Source organism: Mammaliicoccus sp. C-M13, from assembly GCF_022386845.1.
Lineage (GTDB): Bacteria > Bacillota > Bacilli > Staphylococcales > Staphylococcaceae > Mammaliicoccus > Mammaliicoccus lentus.
The window spans coordinates 13,784-35,323 of record NZ_JAJNHQ010000015.1 but is presented as its reverse complement, the minus strand read 5'-3'; the positions used below and the strand labels follow the sequence as shown (position 1 = coordinate 35,323).

The window sequence follows — 21,540 nt, the reverse complement described above, 5'->3', positions numbered from 1 at the left end:
TTAAGCGTTAACCATGTGATTTGCAGTTAGCTTAAGTCTTTCAAATAAATATTCTTGTATATCTCTTTCTAAATGAGATGTCGTAAGTGCTTTTTCCATATTTTCTAACCATGCATCTCGTTCTTTAGTTGTTATTTTAAAAGGCATGTGACGTTGACGTAACATAGGGTGTCCATGTTCTTCTGTATATAAAGCAGGACCACCTAAAAATTGTGTTAAGAATTGTTTTTGTTTACGACTTGTTTCTGCAAAGTCACCAGGGAAAAGATGATTAATCCGTGTATCCTTTTCTACAAGGTAATAAAAGTGATCAATCATGTCGTATAAATCTTTGGGGTCGATTACTTCATATGGAGTCATAATTTCACCTTTTCTTGCTTATTTCAATCTTGATAATATTAATATAACATGTTCTTATATATTTAAAAGTAATTCGACTTGTAATCAAAACAAATTCATGTTGATTGACTTTGGGCGTCAAAAAAGCGTTTCACTTTGTTATCTGGTTTACGATTTTCAATTTGATGTTCAGCAAGTAGCTCTAAAAAGGCTTCTTTTCCTTTATTATAGTCTGTTACTTCAAATTCCAATTCGAAATCTTCTTTCCCTAAATATTCGCTATGATCTAAAACGAGAAGGCCTGTATCTAGGCTTTTTTCTAATCTATATGTGGTTAAGTCGCCCAAGAGCTTTAGTTCATTTAAGGGAACTTGTTGTTTATTTAATATTTCAGAAATATTTTTTGGTAAAAAATGTTTGTCTAACGGTTCATTTATTGGTGGTAAACTGTCTACTACTTCGTTGTACTCTAGTAAACCCACTTTTTGTGGTACTTTTAAAGTCATTTCATATTGCTTGTTTTTCTCACGTATTCTTAGTGCCATTTTTTGAGAAATGATATCGTGGTTTTCTGTATCTATGTAGTGATTTGTTTGTTTAAAAGGTTCGTTTTGTTTAAAATAATATTGTTTTAATGATGAATATTCTTCTCGAGTAAGTAAATTTTTAAACTCTATTTCTAATTCTTGTCCCATTGTCTTTAACACTTCCTTTAATACTATTATTATAGAAGATAATAGGTTAAACAAGTAATTATATAAAAATAGAGTCATGTTATGAATCTTTAAATTAAAATGTGTTAAAATGAATGGGAATAAGGAGGAACAGTCATGCGTATTTATGTAAATGAAATTAAAATTAATGATAATCAAATACAATGTTATACTGACCAACCAACTGATGGATTAAAGCCGGCTGAACATATGATTGTTGATAGCGATAATCTTGCGTTTGTATATATGCTAGACAGTGGGGAGCAATATGATTATTTATTATTTGTCGAAGAAACATGGTCAATGATTCACGAGAATTTTGATAAAGAGGTCATCGTGAACGATCATTTAATATTAACTTCATTTAAAGAAGAAATGGAATTTTTACTAGACAACATCGCAGATAATCACAACTATGGTAAAGCATTTGTCGCTTCTGTAGAAGAAGCATTTGAATTAAACAAAGCGGAGTGATGGTTATGAATCAATGGGACGAATTTTTGGCACCATATAAACAAGCAATTGACGAGTTGAAGATTAAATTGAAGGGGTTACGTAAACAATACGAATCTTTAGATAGACCTTCGCCAATAGAATTTGTTACAGGTCGCGTAAAGCCAATTTCAAGTATTATTGATAAAGCAAATCAGCGTAACATACCTTTCGATAGATTAAAGGAAGAAATGTATGATATTGCAGGTTTAAGAATGATGTGTCAATTTGTTGATGATATAGATGTTGTTGTGGAATTACTAAGACAACGTCAAGATTTTGAAGTGGTAGAAGAACGAAACTATATTCAATACACTAAAGAAAGTGGATATCGTTCATACCACGTCATCATAAGCTATCCTATTGAAACATTACATGGTAAGACAACTGTTTTGGCTGAAATACAAATTAGAACGTTAGCAATGAATTTTTGGGCAACAATTGAACATACTTTAAGATATAAGTATGACGGTGCTTATCCTCCAGAAATAAGGAATAGGCTTGAAAGAGCAGCAGAAGCAGCATTTTTATTAGATGAGGAAATGTCTGAAATTCGTGAAGAAATTCAAGAAGCTCAAAAATATTATTCTAGACAGAAAAGCAATAAACATAATCATGATTGAGGGGTGAATGCTGTGAAATATAATATTTTGTCAAAAGGTGACTCTAAGTCTAATGCGTTAATGTACAAAATGAAAAACCATATGACTGATTTTAATATGGTTCAAGATGAAGAATCTCCTGATATTGTAATTTCGGTAGGTGGAGATGGTACATTATTGCAAGCATTTCACCAGTATAGTCACATGCTAGGGGATGTAAGTTTTGTCGGCGTACATACAGGACATTTAGGTTTCTACGCTGACTGGCTACCGCATGAAGTTGAAAAACTTATTATTGAAATTAATAACTCTACATATCAAGTAATAGAGTATCCATTGTTAGAAGTAATTGTTCGTTATAAAAAGGGTGGATATGAAACAAGATATCTTGCTTTGAACGAAGCGACAATCAAAACAGATGATGGTGCGACATTAGTTGTGGATTTAGTATTGAGAGGAGAACAATTTGAACGCTTTAGAGGTGATGGTTTATGCGTATCTACACCGTCTGGCTCAACTGCTTATAATAAAGCATTAGGTGGTGCTTTAATACATCCATCTTTAGAAGCAATGCAAATTGCAGAAATCGCGTCTATAAACAACCGAGTGTTTAGAACAGTTGGATCACCACTAGTATTACCTAAACATCACGTTTGTCACATACATCCAGTTAATCAAGATACATTACAAGTTACGATTGATCATGTTAACGTTAAACATAAAAATATTGAGTCTATACAATATAGAGTTGCAAATGAAAAAGTGAGATTTGCTAGATTCAGACCTTTCCCATTTTGGAAAAGAGTGCATGATTCATTTATCTCAAATGAGGATTAACATATGAAAACTTTACAATATAATGCAACATCGACTATGTTGTTAAAGACATTTTTATATGACAAAGGCATATCTAAAAAGAGTTTAAGCGCCATTAAGAAAAATGGTGCTTTATTTGTTAATGGGGAACATGCAACTGTAAGAAAAGTATTAGAACAGGGGGATAAAGTAGAAGTATGTTTACCGAATGAAACGCCAAGCATTAATTTAGAGCCTTGTGATATTACATTAAATATATTATATGAAGACGAATGGTTAATTATAGTGTCTAAACCAGCTATCATTAATACAGCACCTTCGAGAGAACACCCGCACAATAGTTTAGTTGAAGCGGTGCTATACCATATGAATAAAAATGAAGAACAAACAATACCACATATCGTTACACGTTTAGATAGAGGGACAAGTGGTATAGTTATATTTACGAAACATCAACTATTGCACCATATGATGTCACAAACGGTTATTAATAAATATTATTTAGCAATTGTTCATGGTTTAGTGCAACGAAAAAGTGACGATATCATTGCACCTATAGCGAGAGCGAGACATTCTATTATAGAAAGAGAAGTTTCTGATTCGGGAAAATTTGCGCATACATATTACGAATTATTGAACCAAAAAGATACGCGCTCATTATTAAAATTACAATTATTTACCGGAAGAACACATCAAATCCGTGTTCACCTTTCACACATTGGCCATACTATTGTAGGAGATAATTTGTATGGTTCTGATGAAACAGCTTACTCTCACCAGCTATTACAATGTCATGTTGTGGAATTTGAACACCCAATTACGAAAAGAAAAATTTATATTGAAGATGATGTCCATTATCACTTATAATACGTAGATGTGCTATAATGAATTGAATTTTTTAAGAGGAGGTGGCAAGATTGGCAAACGAAAATAATGAGCAATATGTCGAAGATGAAGCATTTGATAAAGAACAGTTAGATGCTTTATTAGAGAACAATGATATTGATCAATTTCGAGAAGAATTTTTACGCTTACATACTTATGATCAAGGTGAATACTTTGAAATATGTGATGACACCTTTAAGCAAAAAATATATCAATTTCTTTCACCTAATGAAGTTGCGGATTTCTTTGAAACCACTGAATTAGATGACGAAGAATATGAAGAAATATTTCAAAATATGTATGCCAATTACGCGAGTGAAATGTTAAGTGATATGTCTTACGATAACGCAGTAGATATTCTAAACGTGTTATCTAGGAATAAAGTTGCCACTTTGCTCACGCTTATGAACCGGGAAGACGCACGTGAAATTAAAGCGTTACTTCATTACGAAGAAGATACTGCCGGCGGTATCATGACAACAGAATACATTTCAGTTTATTCTACAATGTCTGTAAAGGAAGCTATGTTTTATGTAAAAGAACAAGCGCCTCAAGCAGAAACAATTTACGTTATTTTTGTTGTAGATGAGAATAAAAAACTAGCTGGTGTCATTTCACTACGTGATTTAATCGTCGCAGAAAACGACGCATATATCGAAGAAATTATGAGTGAACGTGTAATTAGTTCTAATGTAGCAGATGACCAAGAAGACGTAGCTCAAACGATGCGAGATTACGATTTAATTGCATTACCTGTTATTGATTATCAAGATCATTTATTAGGTATTATAACAATCGATGATATTTTAGATGTTATGGATGAAGAAGCAAGTGAAGACTACTCTAAATTGGCCGGTGTGTCTGATATAGACTCTACTAACGATACTGTGTTTCAAACAGCAATGAAACGTTTACCTTGGTTATTAATTTTAACAGTATTAGGTATGATTACAGCATCAATACTAGGCCAATTCGAAGAAACCTTATCTCAAGTAGCTTTATTAGCAGCTTTTATCCCAATAATTAGTGGTATGAGTGGTAACTCAGGCACGCAATCTTTAGCCGTTTCAGTACGTAATATATCCACAGGGGAAATTGATGAGCAAAGCAAATTCAAGCTCGCTTTACGTGAATCAGGCTCCGGTTTATTAACTGGTTTCTGCTGTGCACTTAGTTTATTTCTAATTATTATTTTATTATACAGAGAGCCAGTTTTGGCGTTGATTGTTTCCATCAGTCTTACAATTGCAATGACAGTTGGTACATTAATGGGAGCAATCATACCTATGTTTATGAATAAAATGAATATAGATCCTGCAGTAGCAAGCGGCCCGTTTATAACGACAATTAATGACATTATTAGTATGTTAATATATTTTGGTTTAGCAACTGCATTTATGTCATATTTAATATAAGGAGAAAAATATGGAACATTCTAGTTTTACTTCGCTAGTAATAGTGGTAGTAGCAGCATTTTTAACCCCTATACTAGTCAATAGACTTAAAATATCTTTCTTACCTGTAGTCGTAGCCGAAATTATAATGGGGATTATAATTGGTGATTCTTTATTTGGTCTAGTTAAAGAGGATGCTTGGTTATCCATTTTATCTACACTTGGATTTATCTTTTTGATGTTTTTAAGTGGTTTAGAAATTGATTTCAATGCATTTAAGTCAAAGAAACATTCAGAAGATGAAGAAGCGAATAAAATTCCAAGCAATTTATCTTTAATGACTATCGTCTTTTCAATGATTATGATTTTATCTATATTTTTAGCATTTGTATTTAAATGGACAGGTTTAATCGATGATGTTTTACTTATGGTTATTATCATTTCAACAATAAGTCTAGGCGTAGTTGTTCCAACGCTTAAAGAAATGAATATTATGCATACGAGCATAGGTCAGTTTATTTTACTAGTAGCAGTTGTAGCAGATTTAGTAACGATGATTCTATTGACTGTTTACGGTACGATAAACGCAAAAGGTGATTCACCGCTATGGTTAATAACGATTTTAATCGCATTTGGAATTGTATTTTACATAATTGGTGGCTATTTCATTAAATCACCGTTCTTAAAAAAGTTAACTTCAGGAACAACACAAATAGGGATAAGAGCAGTATTTGCACTTATTATACTATTGGTTGCTTTAGCTGAAGGCGTAGGGGCTGAAAATATACTTGGTGCCTTCTTAGCAGGTGTTATTGTTTCATTGCTTGGTCCAGATCAAGATATGATAGAGAAATTAGATTCATTTGGATATGGGTTTTTCATACCAATATTCTTTATCATGGTCGGTGTAAATTTAAACATACCTTCTTTAATAAAAGAACCAGGCTTGTTGCTTATCATACCTTTATTGTTTATTGCTTTCTTAATTTCAAAATTAATACCAGTAAGTATTATTGGAAAATGGTATGATATGAAAACAACAATTTCATCAGCATTTTTATTAACATCAACACTTTCTCTTGTAATTGCAGCTGCTAAAATTGCTGAACAATTAGGCACTATTTCACCTGAAATCTCAGGTATACTTGTGTTAAGTGCAGTTATAACATGTGTGTTTGTACCAATAGTATTCAAGAAGTTATTCCCAATACCAGAAGAAACTAAAGTAATTGTTAAAGTAAGTTTCATTGGTAAAAACCAACTGTCTATACCAGTTGCTCAAAGTATTCATTCACACATATATCAAACGACTATGTTCTTTAGAAAAGACTTAGCTGATCATCGTAATTTAGATGAAAGTATTAAAACACATGAGTTAGATGATTATGTTGAAGAAGAACTAATAGAGCTTGGGTTATTTAAATCAGATATCATTGTTTGTTCTGCAAATGATGATGCTATTAATAAAAAAGTAGCTTTAATGGCTCATAAACATGGTGTTAAACGAATTATTTGTAAGCAAGAAAACATTTCAGAAGATGATGAATTACACGATAAGAACATTGAATTCTTTAGTAGTTTCTTAAGTAATAAGATATTACTTAAAGGTTTAATTGAATCTCCAAACGTACTGAACTTATTAAGTAACGTAGAAACATCACTATATGAAATCGAAATGAAAAATCACAGTTACCACAATGTGTTATTACGTTCATTTCCTTTTGCAGGCGATATCATTTTCGTACGAATTATTAGAGGAAAAGATTCAATCGTACCGCATGGTGATACAGAATTACAATATGGAGATAAACTGATTGTTACAGGTTCGAAAGAATATGTATCAGAACTAAAACAAGATATGGAATTCATTTGATTTAAAGTGAAAATGAGGAGTGAAACTTGCTTCTCATTTTTGCTTTTTTCTAAATGAAAATAAAGGTATTATGCTTGTCAGGTGGTATGACCAGTGGTATCATTACCAGTGAATGTAAAGAATAATATACATATTAAAGGAGTTAAATGAATGTTTAATTTAGAAGGAAAAACATATGTCATTATGGGTATTGCTAATAAGAGAAGTATTGGTTTCGGCGTAGCAAAAGTATTAGATGAACTTGGTGCTAAATTAGTATTTACTTACAGAAAAGAACGTAGTAAAAATCAACTTGAAAAATTATTCGACGAACTAAAAAACCAAGATGAAGCATATTTATATGAATGCGATGTTCAACAAGACGATCACGTTGTAAATGCTTTTAAAGAAATAGGCGATAAGTTCGGTAAAATAGATGGCGTTTATCATTCAATTGCTTTCGCTAATATGGAAGATTTACGTGGTAGATTTAGTGATACAACAAGAGAAGGATTCTTACTTGCACAAGACATCAGTTCTTATTCTTTAACAATTGTTTCAAGAGAAGCTAAAAAACTTATGCCTGAAGGTGGCAGTATCGTTGCTACTACATACTTAGGCGGAGAATTCGCTGTTCCTAACTATAATGTTATGGGCGTAGCTAAAGCAAGTTTAGAAGCAAATGTTAAATATTTAGCAAGTGATTTAGGCGCAGATAATATCCGTGTTAACGCAATTTCTGCAGGACCTATCCGTACTTTAAGTGCTAAAGGTGTAGGTGGATTTAACTCTATCCTTAAAGAAATTGAAGAACGTGCGCCATTACAACGCAATGTAGACACAGAAGAAGTAGGTAAAACAGCTGCTTACTTGCTAAGTGATTACTCTAGCGGTGTAACTGGTGAAAATATTCATGTTGATTCAGGTTATCATATCGTAAAATAATTATTAGTTTGGGAAGTATACTAGTCTCATAAATAGTGCTCACAATTCGTTGTTGTTTAACCTTCGAATTGTGAGTTTTTATTTATATGAAATGATATTTAAAATGGGAGAGAGATTTCGTAACCCGCCCCGGTCAGGATGACTAGGATTGAAAAAAGCTTGATATAAGTGCATTTTCAATTTAATTAGCTACTGCCACTATAATAAAGAGGTCTGATACATTGTAATGTTTCAGACTTAAATGCAAAAATACAGGCCGATAAAATAAATTATCGACCCGCAAACGCAAAAATACAGGCCGATAAAATAAATTATCGAACCGCAAAATGAATATAGCTTGAAAGAAGGGCAGCGTACACTAAAAAAGCCGAAACACGAACGCCGTGTTTCGGCTTTTTAAATAGTCATTATTTTAAATCATTATCTACTATTGGATCATCTTCTACCGTTCTCGATGCTGTTGAACTTATTGATTGTCTATGTGTGTATACATTTCTAACAATTGTCTTAATAACAGCATAAGTTGGTACAGCAATTAAAATAGCTACGAATCCTCCTAAATTACCAGCTGCTAATATAACAGTAATAATTGTTAGGGGATGAATGCTTAAAGTCTTACCCATAATATTTGGTGTAATAACATTACCTTCTAATTGCTGACAAATTAACGTAATAATACTTACCCATATAAACATCACTGGGTCTTGAATTATTGAAATAATGGCTGCTGGTATGAAAGCTAACCATGGTCCCAGGAATGGTATCATATTAGTTACTAATGCGAGCAAGGCAAGTAATAGAGCGTAGTCTAAGCCTACAAATGTATAACCGATATAAAGTAAGACACCTAAGATTAAACTGACTGTTACTTGGCCTTGTATATAAGCTTGTAGCGTTTGGTTAATGTCTTTACATAAATTAACTACGAACCACTTTGTACGTCCTCTAAATGGTTTAGCGATAAACGGGATAAATCTTTCATGATCTTTCAACATATATATTAAGAAGAAAGGTACTAAAATTAATAAGAAAAGTGTTGATACTAATGAAGATATATATCCAAATAAGTTTGAAAGCATATCTGTCACAATACCACTAATACTTTCTATAGAGTCATTAATTTTTTGAGAAATGTTATCTGGTAGTCTATCTCTTTGTTGTAAAGCATAATCTACTGCATTTTGTACTTCACGCTGGATGTAAGGCATGTTTCTAATTAAATTGTTAATTTGATCTGTTACTAGAGGTGCAACTATAGAAATGAACAACATAATAACGAATACTAATGCAATCATTAAAATAGTGATGCTGCCCCATCTAGGTATTTTTCTTTTTTCTAACATTTTTTGGAATGGTAAACAAATATAGAATAAGAAACCACCTAATAATAAAGGTAATAAAATCGATTGAACAATAACAATGATTGGATAAAAAATCTGATTAATTTCCATAAATACTTTTATGATTAGAAATGTTAGGAGAATGGCGATTCCTGAACGGAACCAAGCTTTATTTAACAAGAGCGTACCTCCTTTAATCTAGTTTTGTATACCATTATATTATAAGCGAAAAATGAAAATTGACAATGATAATTGGAAATACTTTTAAATCTATATTCGTAAATTAATCTATATTAATTTTAAGTTGTACGGATTAGAATAAATATTAATCTTTCATGAATAGAAAGTTAATAGTATTTTAAACTATATTAATATAAAAAAAGATTAAATCAACAAAGAAAACGCTTACAAATATTATAATTATTAAGTGAAAAAATATATTGATTGTGTTTTTATACATGGTATAATCATAACAAGATAATTTCCAAATTTTCAGAATTCAGAAATTATCTTACAGGCTTACAACAAAGGGGAGATTATTATGGAATCTATTGTTAGCTTTGCCAATGATATAGTGTGGAGTAAAGCCCTTGTATATGGTTTATTACTTACAGGAATTTTATTCTCATTTATGATGCGATTTTTTCAAATTAGACATTTTAAAGAAATGATAAGGTTAATGTTTCAAGGGGAAAAATCACCTACAGGTATTTCTTCATTCCAAGCGATAGCAGTTTCATTAGCTGGTCGTGTTGGTACTGGTAATATTGTAGGTGTTGCGACAGCGATTTTCATCGGTGGTCCTGGTGCAGTATTTTGGATGTGGGCAACCGCGTTCTTAGGTGCTAGTTCAGCTTTCATCGAATCAACGCTCGGCCAAATTTATAAAAGAGATATTAAAGGTCAATACCGTGGGGGTCCTGCTTACTATATAGAAACTGGTATAAAGGGTAAAGCAGGAAAAATTTACGCAGTTATTTTTGCACTTGTTACAATACTTTCAGTAGGATTGTTATTACCTGGTGTTCAATCAAATGCGATTGCCTCTTCAATGAAAAATGCATTCGGTTTGAATGCGTGGATTATAGCTATTGTTTTAGCAATATTACTAGCGTTAATTATTTTTGGTGGTATTAAATCAATTGCAAATGTAGCAACGGCAGTTGTTCCGTTTATGGCTATTATTTACATAGGTTTTGCAATATTAATTATTATTCTTAATATAGATGCAGTTCCTTCGTTAATTGCGCTTATATTTAAATCAGCCTTTGGAGCTGAAGCAGCATTTGGTGGTATATTTGGTGCCATGATTGAGATAGGTGTAAAGCGTGGACTGTACTCAAATGAAGCAGGTCAAGGTACTGGGCCTCATGCCGCTGCTGCAGCAGAAGTTTCACATCCAGCAAAACAAGGATTAGTACAAGCGTTCTCTGTATATATTGATACATTATTAGTGTGTACAGCAACAGCATTAATGATTTTAATGACTGGTACATTTAATATTACAGATGGTGCTACAAATAAAGATGGATCGCCACATTTAATTCATGATAATGGAATTTATGTAGAAAGTGCTGATGGTAGTAAAGATGTGAGTGGTACAGCAATGTATGCACAAGCAGGGATAGATAAAGCATTCTCAGGAGATGACTACACATTTAGTCCAGGCTATTCTGGAATAGGTTCATATTTCATCGCATTAGCGTTATTCTTCTTTGCTTTCACAACTATACTCGCATATTACTATATTGCAGAAACCAACGTCAGCTTTATAGTCCCCTCCGACAAGCAGAAAATATGGATAAATCTTGTGCGGGTAGTGCTCATAGCTGCCACAATTTATGGTTGTGTTAAAACGGCGGATGTAGCATGGATGATGGGTGACTTAGGTGTTGGTATGATGGCGTGGTTAAATATTATTGCAATATGGATACTACACAAACCAGCATTACGAGCACTTAAAGATTTCGAAAGGCAAAAGAAAGAAAAAGGTTCAGGAAAATATGCAATATATAGACCCGATCCAAATGAAGTTCCAGATGCAAAATTTTGGCATGAAGATTATCCAAAACGTTTAAAAGAATTTGATATTAAAGAATAATTTATAAATATCAAACGCTTTCAAATATGCGCTCTCTACTGTACAATGTATTTATATGTATAGTTGGGAGCGTTTTTTATGGATAAAAAAGTAGGTCTAGTTGATCAAATTAATTTAGAAAGTAAATTTTTAGAAAGGGAAGTGACAGTCTCAATCTATTTACCCAAAGATTATACAGATTTGTATAAACATCATGTGATTATTACTTTTGATGGTCGTGATTTCTTCCAATTCGGCCAAATACATCGAACGTATGAAAAGCTAAGATCTGCGAATCAAATAGATAAAGCAATCATAGTAGGTGTTCACTATGAAAGTGTCGAAGAAAGAAGAAAAGAATTTCATCCAGATGGTTCGCATAGAAAAGAAATGTCAAAATTTGTTGTGAAAGAGCTTTGTCCTTATATTGATAAAACATTTTCTACGTTGAAAGTGGGAAATGCTAGAATACTATTAGGCGATAGTTTAGCAGCAAGCATTGCTTTATTAACAGGTCTAGAATACCCACATCATTTTAGTCAACTAGGTTTATTTAGTCCAATGATTAACGATACCGTTACAGAAAAATTTAAAGCGTGCTCATCATTAGGGTTGTTAAACATTAAACATTATATTGGAAAAGAAGAAAATCATTTTAAACTGATTAGTGGCAATTATGCTGATTTTCTTACGCCAAATAGAGCTTTTAGTGAACTTTTACAAAAATATAACATAACTTACGAATATAGAGAATTAGAGGGTGGGCACACATGGAAAACATGGAAACCACACTTAGAAGACATGTTAAGTTACTTTTTAAGTCATCAAAAACAGAAAAGTTTGATATAATAAAATAGAAGACAAACAAAGGAGGAAGTATCATTATGAAATTAGGCATCGTACTTATTCCATCAAAACCATTCCAAGAAGCAGTGAATGCTTATCGTAAAAGATACGATAAACACTATGCGTTAATTAGTCCGCATATTACTATTAAAGAAAAGTTTGACATTGAAGACAATGAACTAGACAAAGTTAAAGATAGACTTGCGGAAACTGCTAAACAACATCAACCAGTAAACATTCAAGTATCAAAGGCGTCTAGTTTTACGCCAACTAAAAACGTAATATACTTTAAAGTAACAAAAACAGATGAATTAGAAGCATTGTATAATGAATTTAATAATAGTGAATTCTATGGTGAAAGCACACATCCATTTGTCCCACATTTTACAATTGCACAAGGTCTTTCTAGCCAAGAGTTTGAAGACATCTTTGGGCAAGTTAAAATGGCTGGTATCAATCATTCAGAAACAATTGATACTATTAAATTAATGAAACAAAATGACGATGAAACATGGTCTGAAGAAGCATCTTATACATTAGGATAAAATTAAACAATATAAGACATAATTATATTTTTTAAACAGATTATTCTAGAACTTAATTGTTCAATAAAAAAACAGAGGATATTCCACTTAAAATGGATATCCTCTGTTTTTTTATATAGTATTTGATCTTTTCTTTCTTCGGACATTTAAAAAGTATATACCATAAAATAAAGCTAAGAATAAGAAAATTAAACTTGAAGCATAAATTGTATAGTATACGTCAGCGAATATTTCTGAAATAACGCCACCTAGTATAGGTCCAATCATCGTACCAAAACCTTGTACGCTGTTGAATACACCCCATGTTTCTTCTTGTACTTTTGTATCTATATGACTAGCCATAAATGTATTCCATGCTGGCAATAATAGGCCGTAAATCGTACCGATTAATAGGGCGATTGTTATAACAATAAATAGCTGTGTTAATAAAGTTAATCCAAAAATAAATGAACTGTAAGCTAAGAAGCCTATAAAAATAATGATATGAGTAAATACTTTAGCGTATTTATCCATCAGTTTTGAAAAGAATAGCATCGAAATTGTACAACCAATACCACCAACTATCAAAATAATCGTATATTCTAAGGTTGTTACACCCATATGTTTAGTTGCGTATGTTGGTAATATTGGAACAAGCATTCCTATTGAAGCACCTTGTAAAAATATACCTGGGAATAATAATAAATGTCTCTTTGTAACATCTACAATTTCTGTTAATTGCTTTTTTACAGATTTACTTTCATAATCAGTCAATTGTACTTTAACAAAGTAGAACAATACCCAAGCGACTAATACACATAATGCCATCATAAATGAAAATTTAGTTGGATGTAATTTGAATAATAAATTCATAAATATCATACCTGAAAGCATACCGACTAACCAACTAAAGTAAACATAACCCATTTGTTTACCACGTGATGATTCTTCTACGCTTGAAAGCATAATCACCCATATAGGACTGACTGCAATTCCGAGTAAAATAGCACTCAGAATATAAATAACAGGTGATGGGAAGAAAATAATTAATGCTAAACTTGTAAATGCTAATAAAAAACCACTAGTTAAGATTACAGTTGGACCGAATCTTTTTAATAGAAAACCAATTACGAAATTTGTTAACGCGTCACTTATAAAATGTAAAGAAATTGCTGTAGAAGTAATACCAACAGTCACTTTCGCTGTAGTCGTTGGTAGAAATGGTAAATAACTTAATATATACATACCTCTAGCAAATTCCATCATAAATAAAATGACGAGCATTATCCAAAAATCTTTTTTATAGAATGATTTACCTGATGAAGTATTTTGCATACATAGGGACCTTTCCATAAATTTCATTGTAAGTAAGTGAATCGCTTAGTAATGAAAGTAAATCCTTACAAATTGTTTCAGTTGGTTTTTCTAAATAGTTTTCTTCTAGTAGTTGTGTCATTTCTTTAAGTTCTTCAGGTTGATTTACAAGTGAAATAACTAATTTAGTAGCTTCTTCAGGTGTGTTAGCAACTTTCCCATATCCTTTTTCACTAAAGTATTCAGCATTCTCTAGTTCTTGTCCTGGAGCAGGGTTAAGAAAAATTAATGGTAAGTGTCTAGCAAACGCTTCAGATATTGTTATACCACCAGGCTTCGTAATCATCAGTTGGCTAGAAGCCATCCACTCATTCATATGTTTTGTATAACCTAATATAAGTACGTTTTTATTACCTTTAAAGTATTGAGCTAAATCAGAGCGTAAAGATTTATTGTTTCCACAAATCATGACTACTTGAGAGTCTTTAGCATGCGCATCAATTTTTTCAATCATAGATGAAAAACCTGTAGAAACTCCAAATGCTCCAGCGGACATTAATATAACGCTTTTATTTGGATCTAAATTTTGTTTCATTAACCAATCATGACGATTGATAGGTTCTTCAAACTGTTTTGAAATAGGTATTCCTGTAACTCTAATCGATTCTGAGTCGATACCTATTGAATTAAACTCTTCTTTCAAATCTTTAGTCGCTACATAATAGCGATTTGAGTGTGGTGTAACCCAGTTTTTATGCAAACGATAATCAGTCATAACTGTAGCAATAGGTATGTTCAAATTAAATTGTTCAGTCAAAACAGATACTACTGGCGTAGGGAAAGTCAGTAATATTAAATCTGGTTTCTCTTTAATTAGTAAATTTAACAATTTATTTAATCCATAATATTTATAAAAACACTTATCTATTTGTTCAGGACGACTATAGTAGAAAAATTTATACATATTTCTAAAATATTTGAAGCTATTAATGTACCATTGTTTCGCAATAGAAGTCATAATAGGATGTGCTTCAAGAAATAAATCATGTTGAATGACAGTTAAATGATCAAGATTCATTTCACCAAATTGTTTCACAATACTATTCGTTACTTGTAAATGACCGTTACCAAAAGAACCGGTAATAATCAATAATTTTTTGTTTTGAGAAACCATTAGCCACACTCCGTATTTGTATTTATTATCTATGATAGTTTAACGTATTTTCCTTAATTTGTGAAAAGATATTGCATTTATTACATAATCTATACAGTTTCTTATGATTATCTCAACATTTTTATCAATAATTGTTTAGTTAATATGATATTTTCATTTAATTTTGATTTTGAGTAATCTTGAGAAAGTAATACAGGTAACATCACACTAATCGTTTGACTAGCCATCATTCGAAAGGCTAAATCAGCGGGTATATCTTTATCAATTTGATTGTTGTCTTTTAAATTTTGAATATATTGAGAAATAGTGGGTCCGATTGATTGCTTAACAACATCAGTCATTATATTACGAAAATCTGTATTATACATTATTTCTCCAAAAATTATTTTTATTATATTTTTATTATTATCAATGAATTTTATTCTATTATCTACAAATGTGTCAATAAATGCATCTAAATTATCACATTTTGATAATTCTGAACTGAATTCTTTTAACACTTCAGGAGCAACTACCGATTTATATAAAGGTAATAATCCTGCATATAATAATTCATTTTTTGTTTTGAAATGTTTATATACAGTGCCTTCAGAAACTTTTGCCATTCTCGCAATGTCTTTTGTCGAGGTATTATAAAATCCACGTTCACTAAATAATACCGTTGCGCTATTTAATACTGCTTTTTGTTTTTCACTTATTTGTGATTGCTTTTTTAGTTGTTCGTTCATAATTTCTTTAATAGAGCGATTCATAATATAAACCTACACTTTCCGATATCTTTTCATACCTAATATATTTAAGACTAGCAACAAGACAAATATTAGGAAGAGAATAATCCAATTCACATATATATCTGATATTTCATAACCTCTGATCATAACGTTTTGGATTGCATCGCCAGCGTAATAAAGTGGCATTATATGTGCAATATATTGCAATGTTTTGTGCATTGAGTCTACTGGTATTATACCCGCAAAAAACACTTGTGGAACAATAGCTAGAGGTATAAATTGAATCATTTGAAATTCAGATGATGCAAAAGTTGATAATAACAAGCCTAAAGTTAAAGCAATAAATGAAATCAATATATTTGTTATAAATACGAGCGCAATATTTCCTTCTGTTGTCATCTGTAATACATATATTGAATAAATAACAATTAATGCTGTTTGAATAACAGCAAATGTACCATAACCAATTATATAACCTATAATAATTTGATATTTCTTAATTGGAGAGGATAGTGTACGGTCAAGTGTGCCTGAAGTTCTTTCTTTCAGTAAGGAAATACCTGAAATTAAAAAGGTAAAGAAAAATACAAAGAATGCAATTAAAACTGGGCTGATTGTATCAAAATAATTCGTATCTTTATTGCCATGCAAATAGTGATTTGATGTTTCAATTTTTTCGATTTTTGGTTTGTCTTGTTGAGGTAAATCTTGTTTTATGTTGTCTGGTAACTTTTTCGTTATTTCACTTAACATTTTACTTTGATTATTTAACGCATTTGTTAACTGATTGATATTTTTACTGACCAAAATTTGATTAACCTTTAACTTTAATTGATTCGTTACACTAGGGTCTGAATTTTCATAAGTAATAGAATACTCGTGATTACTTTCTTCTACAAAACCATCTAGGTCATCATTTTTAAATTTATCTTTTAAATTTTTATAATCATCATATTGAACTGTTTCAATATTTTTATCATGTAATTGGTTTATTAAATGTTCATTAGCTTGATACGTGCCGATTTTTAACTCTTTAGATTCATCTGAGTAATTAAACAAGAAATAAATTAATGTTAAGATGAGCAGTGGGGCAACGAGCAGAAGCATTAGTGTACGTTTATCTCGCAACACTTGTTTAAATATTCTTGTTGCTATATTAAGCATCTACACCATCTCCTAACTCAAGAAAAACTTCTTCTATCGTGTTGACTTTAAATGATGATTTTATTTCATCAGGTGAACCGTAAGAAATAATATTGCCGTCTCTCATTAATAATAGTCTGTCACATTTATCCGCTTCATCTAACACGTGAGTCGTGACGAGTATCGTTTTTCCTTTATTACGTTCCTCAAATAAATCGTTCCATATAGATTTTCTTAATTTTGGGTCTATACCTACAGTAGGCTCGTCTAAAATTAATATTTTTGGGTTTTGAATAAAACTAATAGCGAGAGAAAGTCTTCTTTTCATACCTCCAGAAAAAGCACTTACTTTTTTCTTGCGTTCATTATATAAATTCACCATCTCTAAAGCACGTTGTATATTGGTTTGTAAATTTTGTTCTTTAGTAATATATAATTTTCCAAAGAATAACATGTTCTCGTAAGCAGTTAAATCTTCGTATAATGCATCACTTTGCGCCATATATCCAATTGAACGTAAAATTTTACGGTTAGGTATGTCGACATCTTCAATCGTAATATTACCTGAATCAATGGCTTCCATTCCTAAAATACATTTTATGAGCGTTGTTTTACCAGCACCAGAAGGGCCAATCAAACCAGTGATACAACCTGGTTCAAAATGTGTTGTCATATCATTTAATATATTAACTTTTCCGTATGACTTAGTTATATTATCTACTTTTATCATTATGAACACCTCTTTTAATTTAAAAGTGAGTACTCACTCATTTTACAACTAGATATATCTTAAGTCAAAACTATAAAATCATATAAAGAAAGTGTATAATAGACCTATTGAAAATAAAGGAGAAATAACGATGAAAGTTGAGACGTTATTAAACAAAATAAAATTAAAGCAAGTTTATGGGAATACAAACCAAGAAGTAAACGATATTACAACTGATTCTAGAACTGCAACTGAAAAATCTATATTTGTAGCCTCCCGAGGTTATACAGTAGATAGTCATGAATTTATCCCTAATGTTATTGAACAAGGGTGTACTGTAATCGTAAGCGATAGATATATTGAATTATCTGAAGAAGTACTATTAATTGTTGTAAAAGATACATTAAAAATAGCAAGTATTTTTAGCCATATAATTTTTGAATATCCAAGCCAAAAATTAAAAACAATAGGTGTTACTGGAACGAATGGTAAGACGACAATAGCAACGATGGTACATCATTTAACTAGAGCGCTTGGTAAAAATAGTGCTTATCTTGGAACAAATGGGTTTCAAATTAATGAAACTGTAACGGAGGGTGTGAACACGACACCGGAAACAGTTACATTAACTAAACATATATCCGAGGCTGTTAAGCAAGAATGTGAAAGCATGACTTTTGAAGTATCTAGTCACGGTCTAGTAATAGGTAGACTAAGAGGCGTAGAGTTTGATATTGCGATATTTTCAAACTTAACACAAGATCATTTAGATTTTCATGGAACAATGGAAGCATATGGTCATGCCAAATCATTATTATTTAGCCAATTAGGCCAAGACTATAGAAAAGATAAATTTGTCATATTGAACGCTGATGATGCTTTTTCTAAAGAGCTAGAGCCGGTTACTCCATTTGAAATATTTACATATGGAATAGACAATGAAGCTGATTTTATGGCTCAAAATATTAATGAATCTATCAATGGCGCGACATTTACTTTAACAACGCCATTTGGTGAATATGAAGTTGAATCTCCGTATTTAGGTAAATTCAATATTCTTAATTTATTAGCGAGCCTTCTTGGTGTTTGGGTGCAAGGTTATGATTTAAAAGAAATCATTAAAGCTGTTAAACAGATGCCCCCAGTTGAAGGACGTTTAGAAGTATTAGATAAAAACCTACCGATTGATTTAATTATTGACTATGCACATACATCTGATGGTATCGATAAATTAATTGATGCTGTAAAACCTTTTGTTAAGCAAAAATTGATATTCTTAATAGGTATGGCTGGAGAAAGAGACTTAACAAAAACACCTGAAATGGGTAAAATAAGTTGTCGAGCAGATTACGTTGTATTTACACCAGATAATCCAGCAAATGATGATCCGAAAATGTTAACAGCAGAATTAGCTAAAGGAGCGACACACCAAAACTATGTAGAATTTGAAGATAGAGCAGAAGGTATTAGGCACGCTATTGAAATTTCAGAACCAGGAGATACAGTGGTATTAGCATCAAAAGGAAGAGAACCTTACCAAATTATCCCAGGACATATTAAAGCACCTCATAGAGACGATTTAATTGGTCTAGAAGCAGCTTATGAAAAATATGGAGGTAAACCTAGTGAAGATTAGAGAAAGCCATTCTGATAACTTAAAATGCAAAGTTTTTATATATGAGAATAAAAAGGAAGAATATTTTGTTATTTCTATTCCAGATTTATTTTGGTCTATCCAAATCGATTATGACTTATTCGGTGAATCATTAATTGAACATCTGTATATACATTTGTTTAATATATTAGATGAAGAAGACGCAAACGAATTAGCGAATAGAATTAGCCATTGGACATCCGAATTATAAGGAGAAATGAATTGTGACAATAAAAGAAGAAGTAGAAAGTAGAAAAACCTTTGCGATTATATCGCATCCAGACGCTGGTAAAACGACGTTAACAGAGAAATTATTACTATTCGGGGGTGCGATAAGACAAGCAGGTACCGTTAAAGGTAAAAAGTCAGGAAAATTTGCTACGAGTGACTGGATGAAAGTAGAACAAGAGCGTGGTATTTCAGTAACCAGTTCTGTTATGCAATTTAATTACGATCACTATAATATCAATATTCTAGATACACCAGGACACGAAGACTTTTCGGAAGACACATATAGAACATTGATGGCTGTAGACAGTGCTGTCATGGTAATTGACTGTGCTAAAGGGATAGAGCCCCAAACTTTAAAATTATTTAAAGTATGTAAAATGAGAGGAATCCCTATTTTTACGTTTATTAATAAACTTGACCGTATGGGTAAAGAACCATTTGAATTACTTGAAGAAATTGAAAAAACTTTAGAAATTGAAACATATCCTATGAACTGGCCAGTTGGAATGGGTCAAAATTTCTTCGGTATTATAGATAGAGAAGAGAAAACTATTGAGCCATTTAGAGATGAAGAAAATGTACTACATTTAAATGATGATTATGAATTAGAAGAAGATCATCCAATTAAAAATGATTCACAGTTTGAACAAGCTATTGACGAATTGATGTTAGTTGAAGAAGCGGGTGAAACATTCGATAAAGAAATGTTGCTTGCTGGAGAGTTAACACCTGTATTCTTTGGTTCTGCATTAGCTAACTTTGGTGTACAAAACTTCTTAAATGCCTATGTAGACCATGCACCAATGCCAAATGGTAGAAAGACTGAAGAAGGTGAAGTAGTTGATCCATTTGATACAGATTTTTCAGGCTTTATATTCAAGATTCAAGCAAATATGGATCCAAAACATAGAGATAGAATCGCATTTATGCGTGTCGTGAGTGGAGCCTTTGAACGAGGTATGGATGTAACATTGCAAAGAACGAAGAAAAAACATAAAATCACACGTTCAACTTCATTTATGGCTGATGATACACAGACTGTTAACCATGCAGTGAGTGGGGATATAATCGGACTGTATGATACTGGTAATTATCAAATAGGAGATACACTTGTAGGAAATAATCAGAAATTCCATTTCGAAAATTTACCACAGTTTACACCTGAAATCTTTATGAAAGTTAGTGCGAAAAACGTTATGAAACAAAAACATTTCCATAAAGGTATTGAACAATTAGTACAAGAAGGTGCTATTCAGTTGTATAAAACATTACACACGAACCAAATTATACTCGGTGCTGTTGGACAGCTACAATTTGAAGTATTCGAACATAGAATGAAAAACGAATATAATGTTGACGTTGTAATGGAACAAGTTGGTAAGAAAATAGCTAGATGGATTGAAAACGAAAAAGATATCAAAGATAATATGAACTCTAGCCGTTCAATATTAGTAAAAGATCGTTATGATAATTACGTATTCTTATTTGAAAATGAATTTGCTACAAGATGGTTTGAAGATAAATTCCCAGAAATTAAATTATATAGTTTGTTATAAACAAAAAAACAATGTATAATAACGAAGAAAACTAAATAGACCTACGACTTTGTCGAAGGGGAGTAACTTTAGAATGTAAATTCTAGCATATTATCGTCATTACGAAACGCAAGTTTCCGGTAATATGGGCATGTTATAAATGTTAAGTGAGACCTTTGCCTTTTATTAGGCATGGTCTCTTTTGTTTTGCAAAATAAAAA

At 31.6% G+C, this 21,540-nt stretch carries 21 protein-coding genes; 13 read left to right on the top strand and 8 right to left on the bottom strand.

Annotated features, from left to right (window positions below; genetic code table 11):
- Both LQ615_RS11415 and LQ615_RS11410 read right to left on the bottom strand, forming a co-directional pair.
- A complete protein-coding gene (locus LQ615_RS11415; RefSeq protein WP_064211107.1) occupies positions 1-360 on the bottom strand; it encodes a globin domain-containing protein in 360 nt (119 codons plus the stop codon).
- Between the two features lie 95 nt (positions 361-455).
- On the bottom strand, positions 456-1,034 hold the full coding sequence (locus LQ615_RS11410) for a CYTH domain-containing protein (RefSeq protein WP_070045153.1): 579 nt from the start codon (positions 1,032-1,034) through the stop codon (positions 456-458).
- Between the two features lie 135 nt (positions 1,035-1,169).
- On the opposite strand from LQ615_RS11410, the gene LQ615_RS11405 reads away from it, so the two are divergent.
- The 7 genes from LQ615_RS11405 (at position 1,170) to fabI (ending at position 8,038) form a co-directional block, all read left to right on the top strand.
- Positions 1,170-1,526 (top strand): UPF0738 family protein, encoded by a 357-nt coding sequence (locus LQ615_RS11405; RefSeq protein WP_016999373.1) that lies wholly within the window; start codon positions 1,170-1,172, stop codon positions 1,524-1,526.
- Between the two features lie 5 nt (positions 1,527-1,531).
- Complete coding sequence (yjbM, locus tag LQ615_RS11400; RefSeq protein WP_016999372.1) at positions 1,532-2,167, top strand: GTP diphosphokinase; 636 nt, start codon at positions 1,532-1,534, stop codon at positions 2,165-2,167.
- Between the two features lie 12 nt (positions 2,168-2,179).
- Positions 2,180-2,983, top strand: a complete 804-nt coding sequence (locus tag LQ615_RS11395) for an NAD kinase (protein WP_016999371.1) — start codon at positions 2,180-2,182, stop codon at positions 2,981-2,983.
- Positions 2,984-2,986: 3 nt separating this feature from the next.
- Entirely contained in the window at positions 2,987-3,829 is an 843-nt protein-coding gene (locus tag LQ615_RS11390) for an RluA family pseudouridine synthase (RefSeq protein ID WP_070045152.1), read from the top strand.
- Positions 3,830-3,879: 50 nt separating this feature from the next.
- Complete coding sequence (gene mgtE / locus LQ615_RS11385; protein ID WP_239704086.1) at positions 3,880-5,262, top strand: magnesium transporter; 1,383 nt, start codon at positions 3,880-3,882, stop codon at positions 5,260-5,262.
- A gap of 10 nt (positions 5,263-5,272) precedes the next feature.
- Entirely contained in the window at positions 5,273-7,114 is a 1,842-nt protein-coding gene (locus LQ615_RS11380; RefSeq protein ID WP_064204861.1) for a cation:proton antiporter domain-containing protein, read from the top strand.
- A 150-nt stretch (positions 7,115-7,264) separates the two neighbouring features.
- Positions 7,265-8,038 (top strand): enoyl-ACP reductase FabI, encoded by a 774-nt coding sequence (gene fabI / locus LQ615_RS11375; RefSeq protein WP_016999367.1) that lies wholly within the window; start codon positions 7,265-7,267, stop codon positions 8,036-8,038.
- A gap of 407 nt (positions 8,039-8,445) precedes the next feature.
- On the opposite strand, the gene LQ615_RS11370 is transcribed toward fabI, so the two are convergent.
- The gene (locus tag LQ615_RS11370; RefSeq protein WP_017000866.1) at positions 8,446-9,558 is read right to left on the bottom strand and encodes an AI-2E family transporter; all 1,113 of its coding nucleotides are present in this window, start codon (positions 9,556-9,558) and stop codon (positions 8,446-8,448) included.
- A 361-nt stretch (positions 9,559-9,919) separates the two neighbouring features.
- On the opposite strand from LQ615_RS11370, the gene LQ615_RS11365 reads away from it, so the two are divergent.
- The 3 genes from LQ615_RS11365 (at position 9,920) to LQ615_RS11355 (ending at position 12,849) form a co-directional block, all read left to right on the top strand.
- Positions 9,920-11,479, top strand: coding sequence for an alanine/glycine:cation symporter family protein (locus LQ615_RS11365; RefSeq protein ID WP_275584025.1), 1,560 nt, complete (start codon positions 9,920-9,922; stop codon positions 11,477-11,479).
- 78 nt (positions 11,480-11,557) lie between these two features.
- On the top strand, positions 11,558-12,307 hold the full coding sequence (locus LQ615_RS11360) for an alpha/beta hydrolase (RefSeq protein WP_017000864.1): 750 nt from the start codon (positions 11,558-11,560) through the stop codon (positions 12,305-12,307).
- A 35-nt stretch (positions 12,308-12,342) separates the two neighbouring features.
- Complete coding sequence (locus LQ615_RS11355; RefSeq protein WP_017000863.1) at positions 12,343-12,849, top strand: 2'-5' RNA ligase family protein; 507 nt, start codon at positions 12,343-12,345, stop codon at positions 12,847-12,849.
- 111 nt (positions 12,850-12,960) lie between these two features.
- On the opposite strand, the gene ltaA is transcribed toward LQ615_RS11355, so the two are convergent.
- The 5 genes from ltaA to LQ615_RS11330 all read right to left on the bottom strand — a co-directional run bounded on the left by ltaA (position 12,961) and on the right by LQ615_RS11330 (position 17,920).
- On the bottom strand, positions 12,961-14,163 hold the full coding sequence (gene ltaA, locus LQ615_RS11350; RefSeq protein WP_017000862.1) for a lipoteichoic acid biosynthesis MFS flippase LtaA: 1,203 nt from the start codon (positions 14,161-14,163) through the stop codon (positions 12,961-12,963).
- Positions 14,141-15,316 carry a diglucosyl diacylglycerol synthase gene (locus LQ615_RS11345; RefSeq protein WP_017000861.1) on the bottom strand — a complete coding sequence of 392 codons (1,176 nt, stop codon included), beginning with the start codon at positions 15,314-15,316 and terminating at the stop codon, positions 14,141-14,143. The genes ltaA and LQ615_RS11345 overlap by 23 nt, the downstream gene beginning before the upstream one ends.
- 107 nt (positions 15,317-15,423) lie before the next feature.
- Positions 15,424-16,068, bottom strand: coding sequence for a TetR/AcrR family transcriptional regulator (locus LQ615_RS11340; protein ID WP_064204864.1), 645 nt, complete (start codon positions 16,066-16,068; stop codon positions 15,424-15,426).
- A gap of 9 nt (positions 16,069-16,077) precedes the next feature.
- The gene (locus LQ615_RS11335; protein WP_103268897.1) at positions 16,078-17,211 is read right to left on the bottom strand and encodes an ABC transporter permease; all 1,134 of its coding nucleotides are present in this window, start codon (positions 17,209-17,211) and stop codon (positions 16,078-16,080) included.
- Complete coding sequence (locus LQ615_RS11330; RefSeq protein ID WP_017000858.1) at positions 17,204-17,920, bottom strand: ABC transporter ATP-binding protein; 717 nt, start codon at positions 17,918-17,920, stop codon at positions 17,204-17,206. The genes LQ615_RS11335 and LQ615_RS11330 overlap by 8 nt, the downstream gene beginning before the upstream one ends.
- A gap of 130 nt (positions 17,921-18,050) precedes the next feature.
- Between LQ615_RS11330 and LQ615_RS11325 the strand changes: the two genes are divergently transcribed.
- The 3 genes from LQ615_RS11325 to LQ615_RS11315 are packed head-to-tail and all read left to right on the top strand — an operon-like array spanning position 18,051 to position 21,340.
- Positions 18,051-19,535, top strand: a complete 1,485-nt coding sequence (locus LQ615_RS11325; RefSeq protein WP_239704087.1) for a UDP-N-acetylmuramoyl-L-alanyl-D-glutamate--L-lysine ligase — start codon at positions 18,051-18,053, stop codon at positions 19,533-19,535.
- Positions 19,525-19,764: a YueH family protein gene (locus tag LQ615_RS11320; protein ID WP_064204868.1), complete on the top strand. Its 240-nt coding sequence runs from the start codon at positions 19,525-19,527 to the stop codon at positions 19,762-19,764. The genes LQ615_RS11325 and LQ615_RS11320 overlap by 11 nt, the downstream gene beginning before the upstream one ends.
- Positions 19,765-19,777: 13 nt before the next feature.
- Positions 19,778-21,340, top strand: coding sequence for a peptide chain release factor 3 (locus LQ615_RS11315; protein WP_239704088.1), 1,563 nt, complete (start codon positions 19,778-19,780; stop codon positions 21,338-21,340).
- Positions 21,341-21,540: the final 200 nt, after the last annotated feature.

Bases quoted from the DNA above. Each gene is read 5' to 3' on its own strand.
- LQ615_RS11415 (WP_064211107.1), bottom strand. From the start codon at position 360: ATGACTCCATATGAAGTAATCGACCCCAAAGATTTATACGACATGATT.
- LQ615_RS11410 (WP_070045153.1), bottom strand. From the start codon at position 1,034: ATGGGACAAGAATTAGAAATAGAGTTTAAAAATTTACTTACTCGAGAA.
- LQ615_RS11405 (WP_016999373.1), top strand. From the start codon at position 1,170: ATGCGTATTTATGTAAATGAAATTAAAATTAATGATAATCAAATACAA.
- yjbM (WP_016999372.1), top strand. From the start codon at position 1,532: ATGAATCAATGGGACGAATTTTTGGCACCATATAAACAAGCAATTGAC.
- LQ615_RS11390 (WP_070045152.1), top strand. From the start codon at position 2,987: ATGAAAACTTTACAATATAATGCAACATCGACTATGTTGTTAAAGACA.
- LQ615_RS11380 (WP_064204861.1), top strand. From the start codon at position 5,273: ATGGAACATTCTAGTTTTACTTCGCTAGTAATAGTGGTAGTAGCAGCA.
- fabI (WP_016999367.1), top strand. From the start codon at position 7,265: ATGTTTAATTTAGAAGGAAAAACATATGTCATTATGGGTATTGCTAAT.
- LQ615_RS11365 (WP_275584025.1), top strand. From the start codon at position 9,920: ATGGAATCTATTGTTAGCTTTGCCAATGATATAGTGTGGAGTAAAGCC.
- LQ615_RS11360 (WP_017000864.1), top strand. From the start codon at position 11,558: ATGGATAAAAAAGTAGGTCTAGTTGATCAAATTAATTTAGAAAGTAAA.
- LQ615_RS11355 (WP_017000863.1), top strand. From the start codon at position 12,343: ATGAAATTAGGCATCGTACTTATTCCATCAAAACCATTCCAAGAAGCA.
- ltaA (WP_017000862.1), bottom strand. From the start codon at position 14,163: ATGCAAAATACTTCATCAGGTAAATCATTCTATAAAAAAGATTTTTGG.
- LQ615_RS11345 (WP_017000861.1), bottom strand. From the start codon at position 15,316: ATGGTTTCTCAAAACAAAAAATTATTGATTATTACCGGTTCTTTTGGT.
- LQ615_RS11340 (WP_064204864.1), bottom strand. From the start codon at position 16,068: ATGAATCGCTCTATTAAAGAAATTATGAACGAACAACTAAAAAAGCAA.
- LQ615_RS11335 (WP_103268897.1), bottom strand. From the start codon at position 17,211: ATGCTTAATATAGCAACAAGAATATTTAAACAAGTGTTGCGAGATAAA.
- LQ615_RS11330 (WP_017000858.1), bottom strand. From the start codon at position 17,920: ATGATAAAAGTAGATAATATAACTAAGTCATACGGAAAAGTTAATATA.
- LQ615_RS11325 (WP_239704087.1), top strand. From the start codon at position 18,051: ATGAAAGTTGAGACGTTATTAAACAAAATAAAATTAAAGCAAGTTTAT.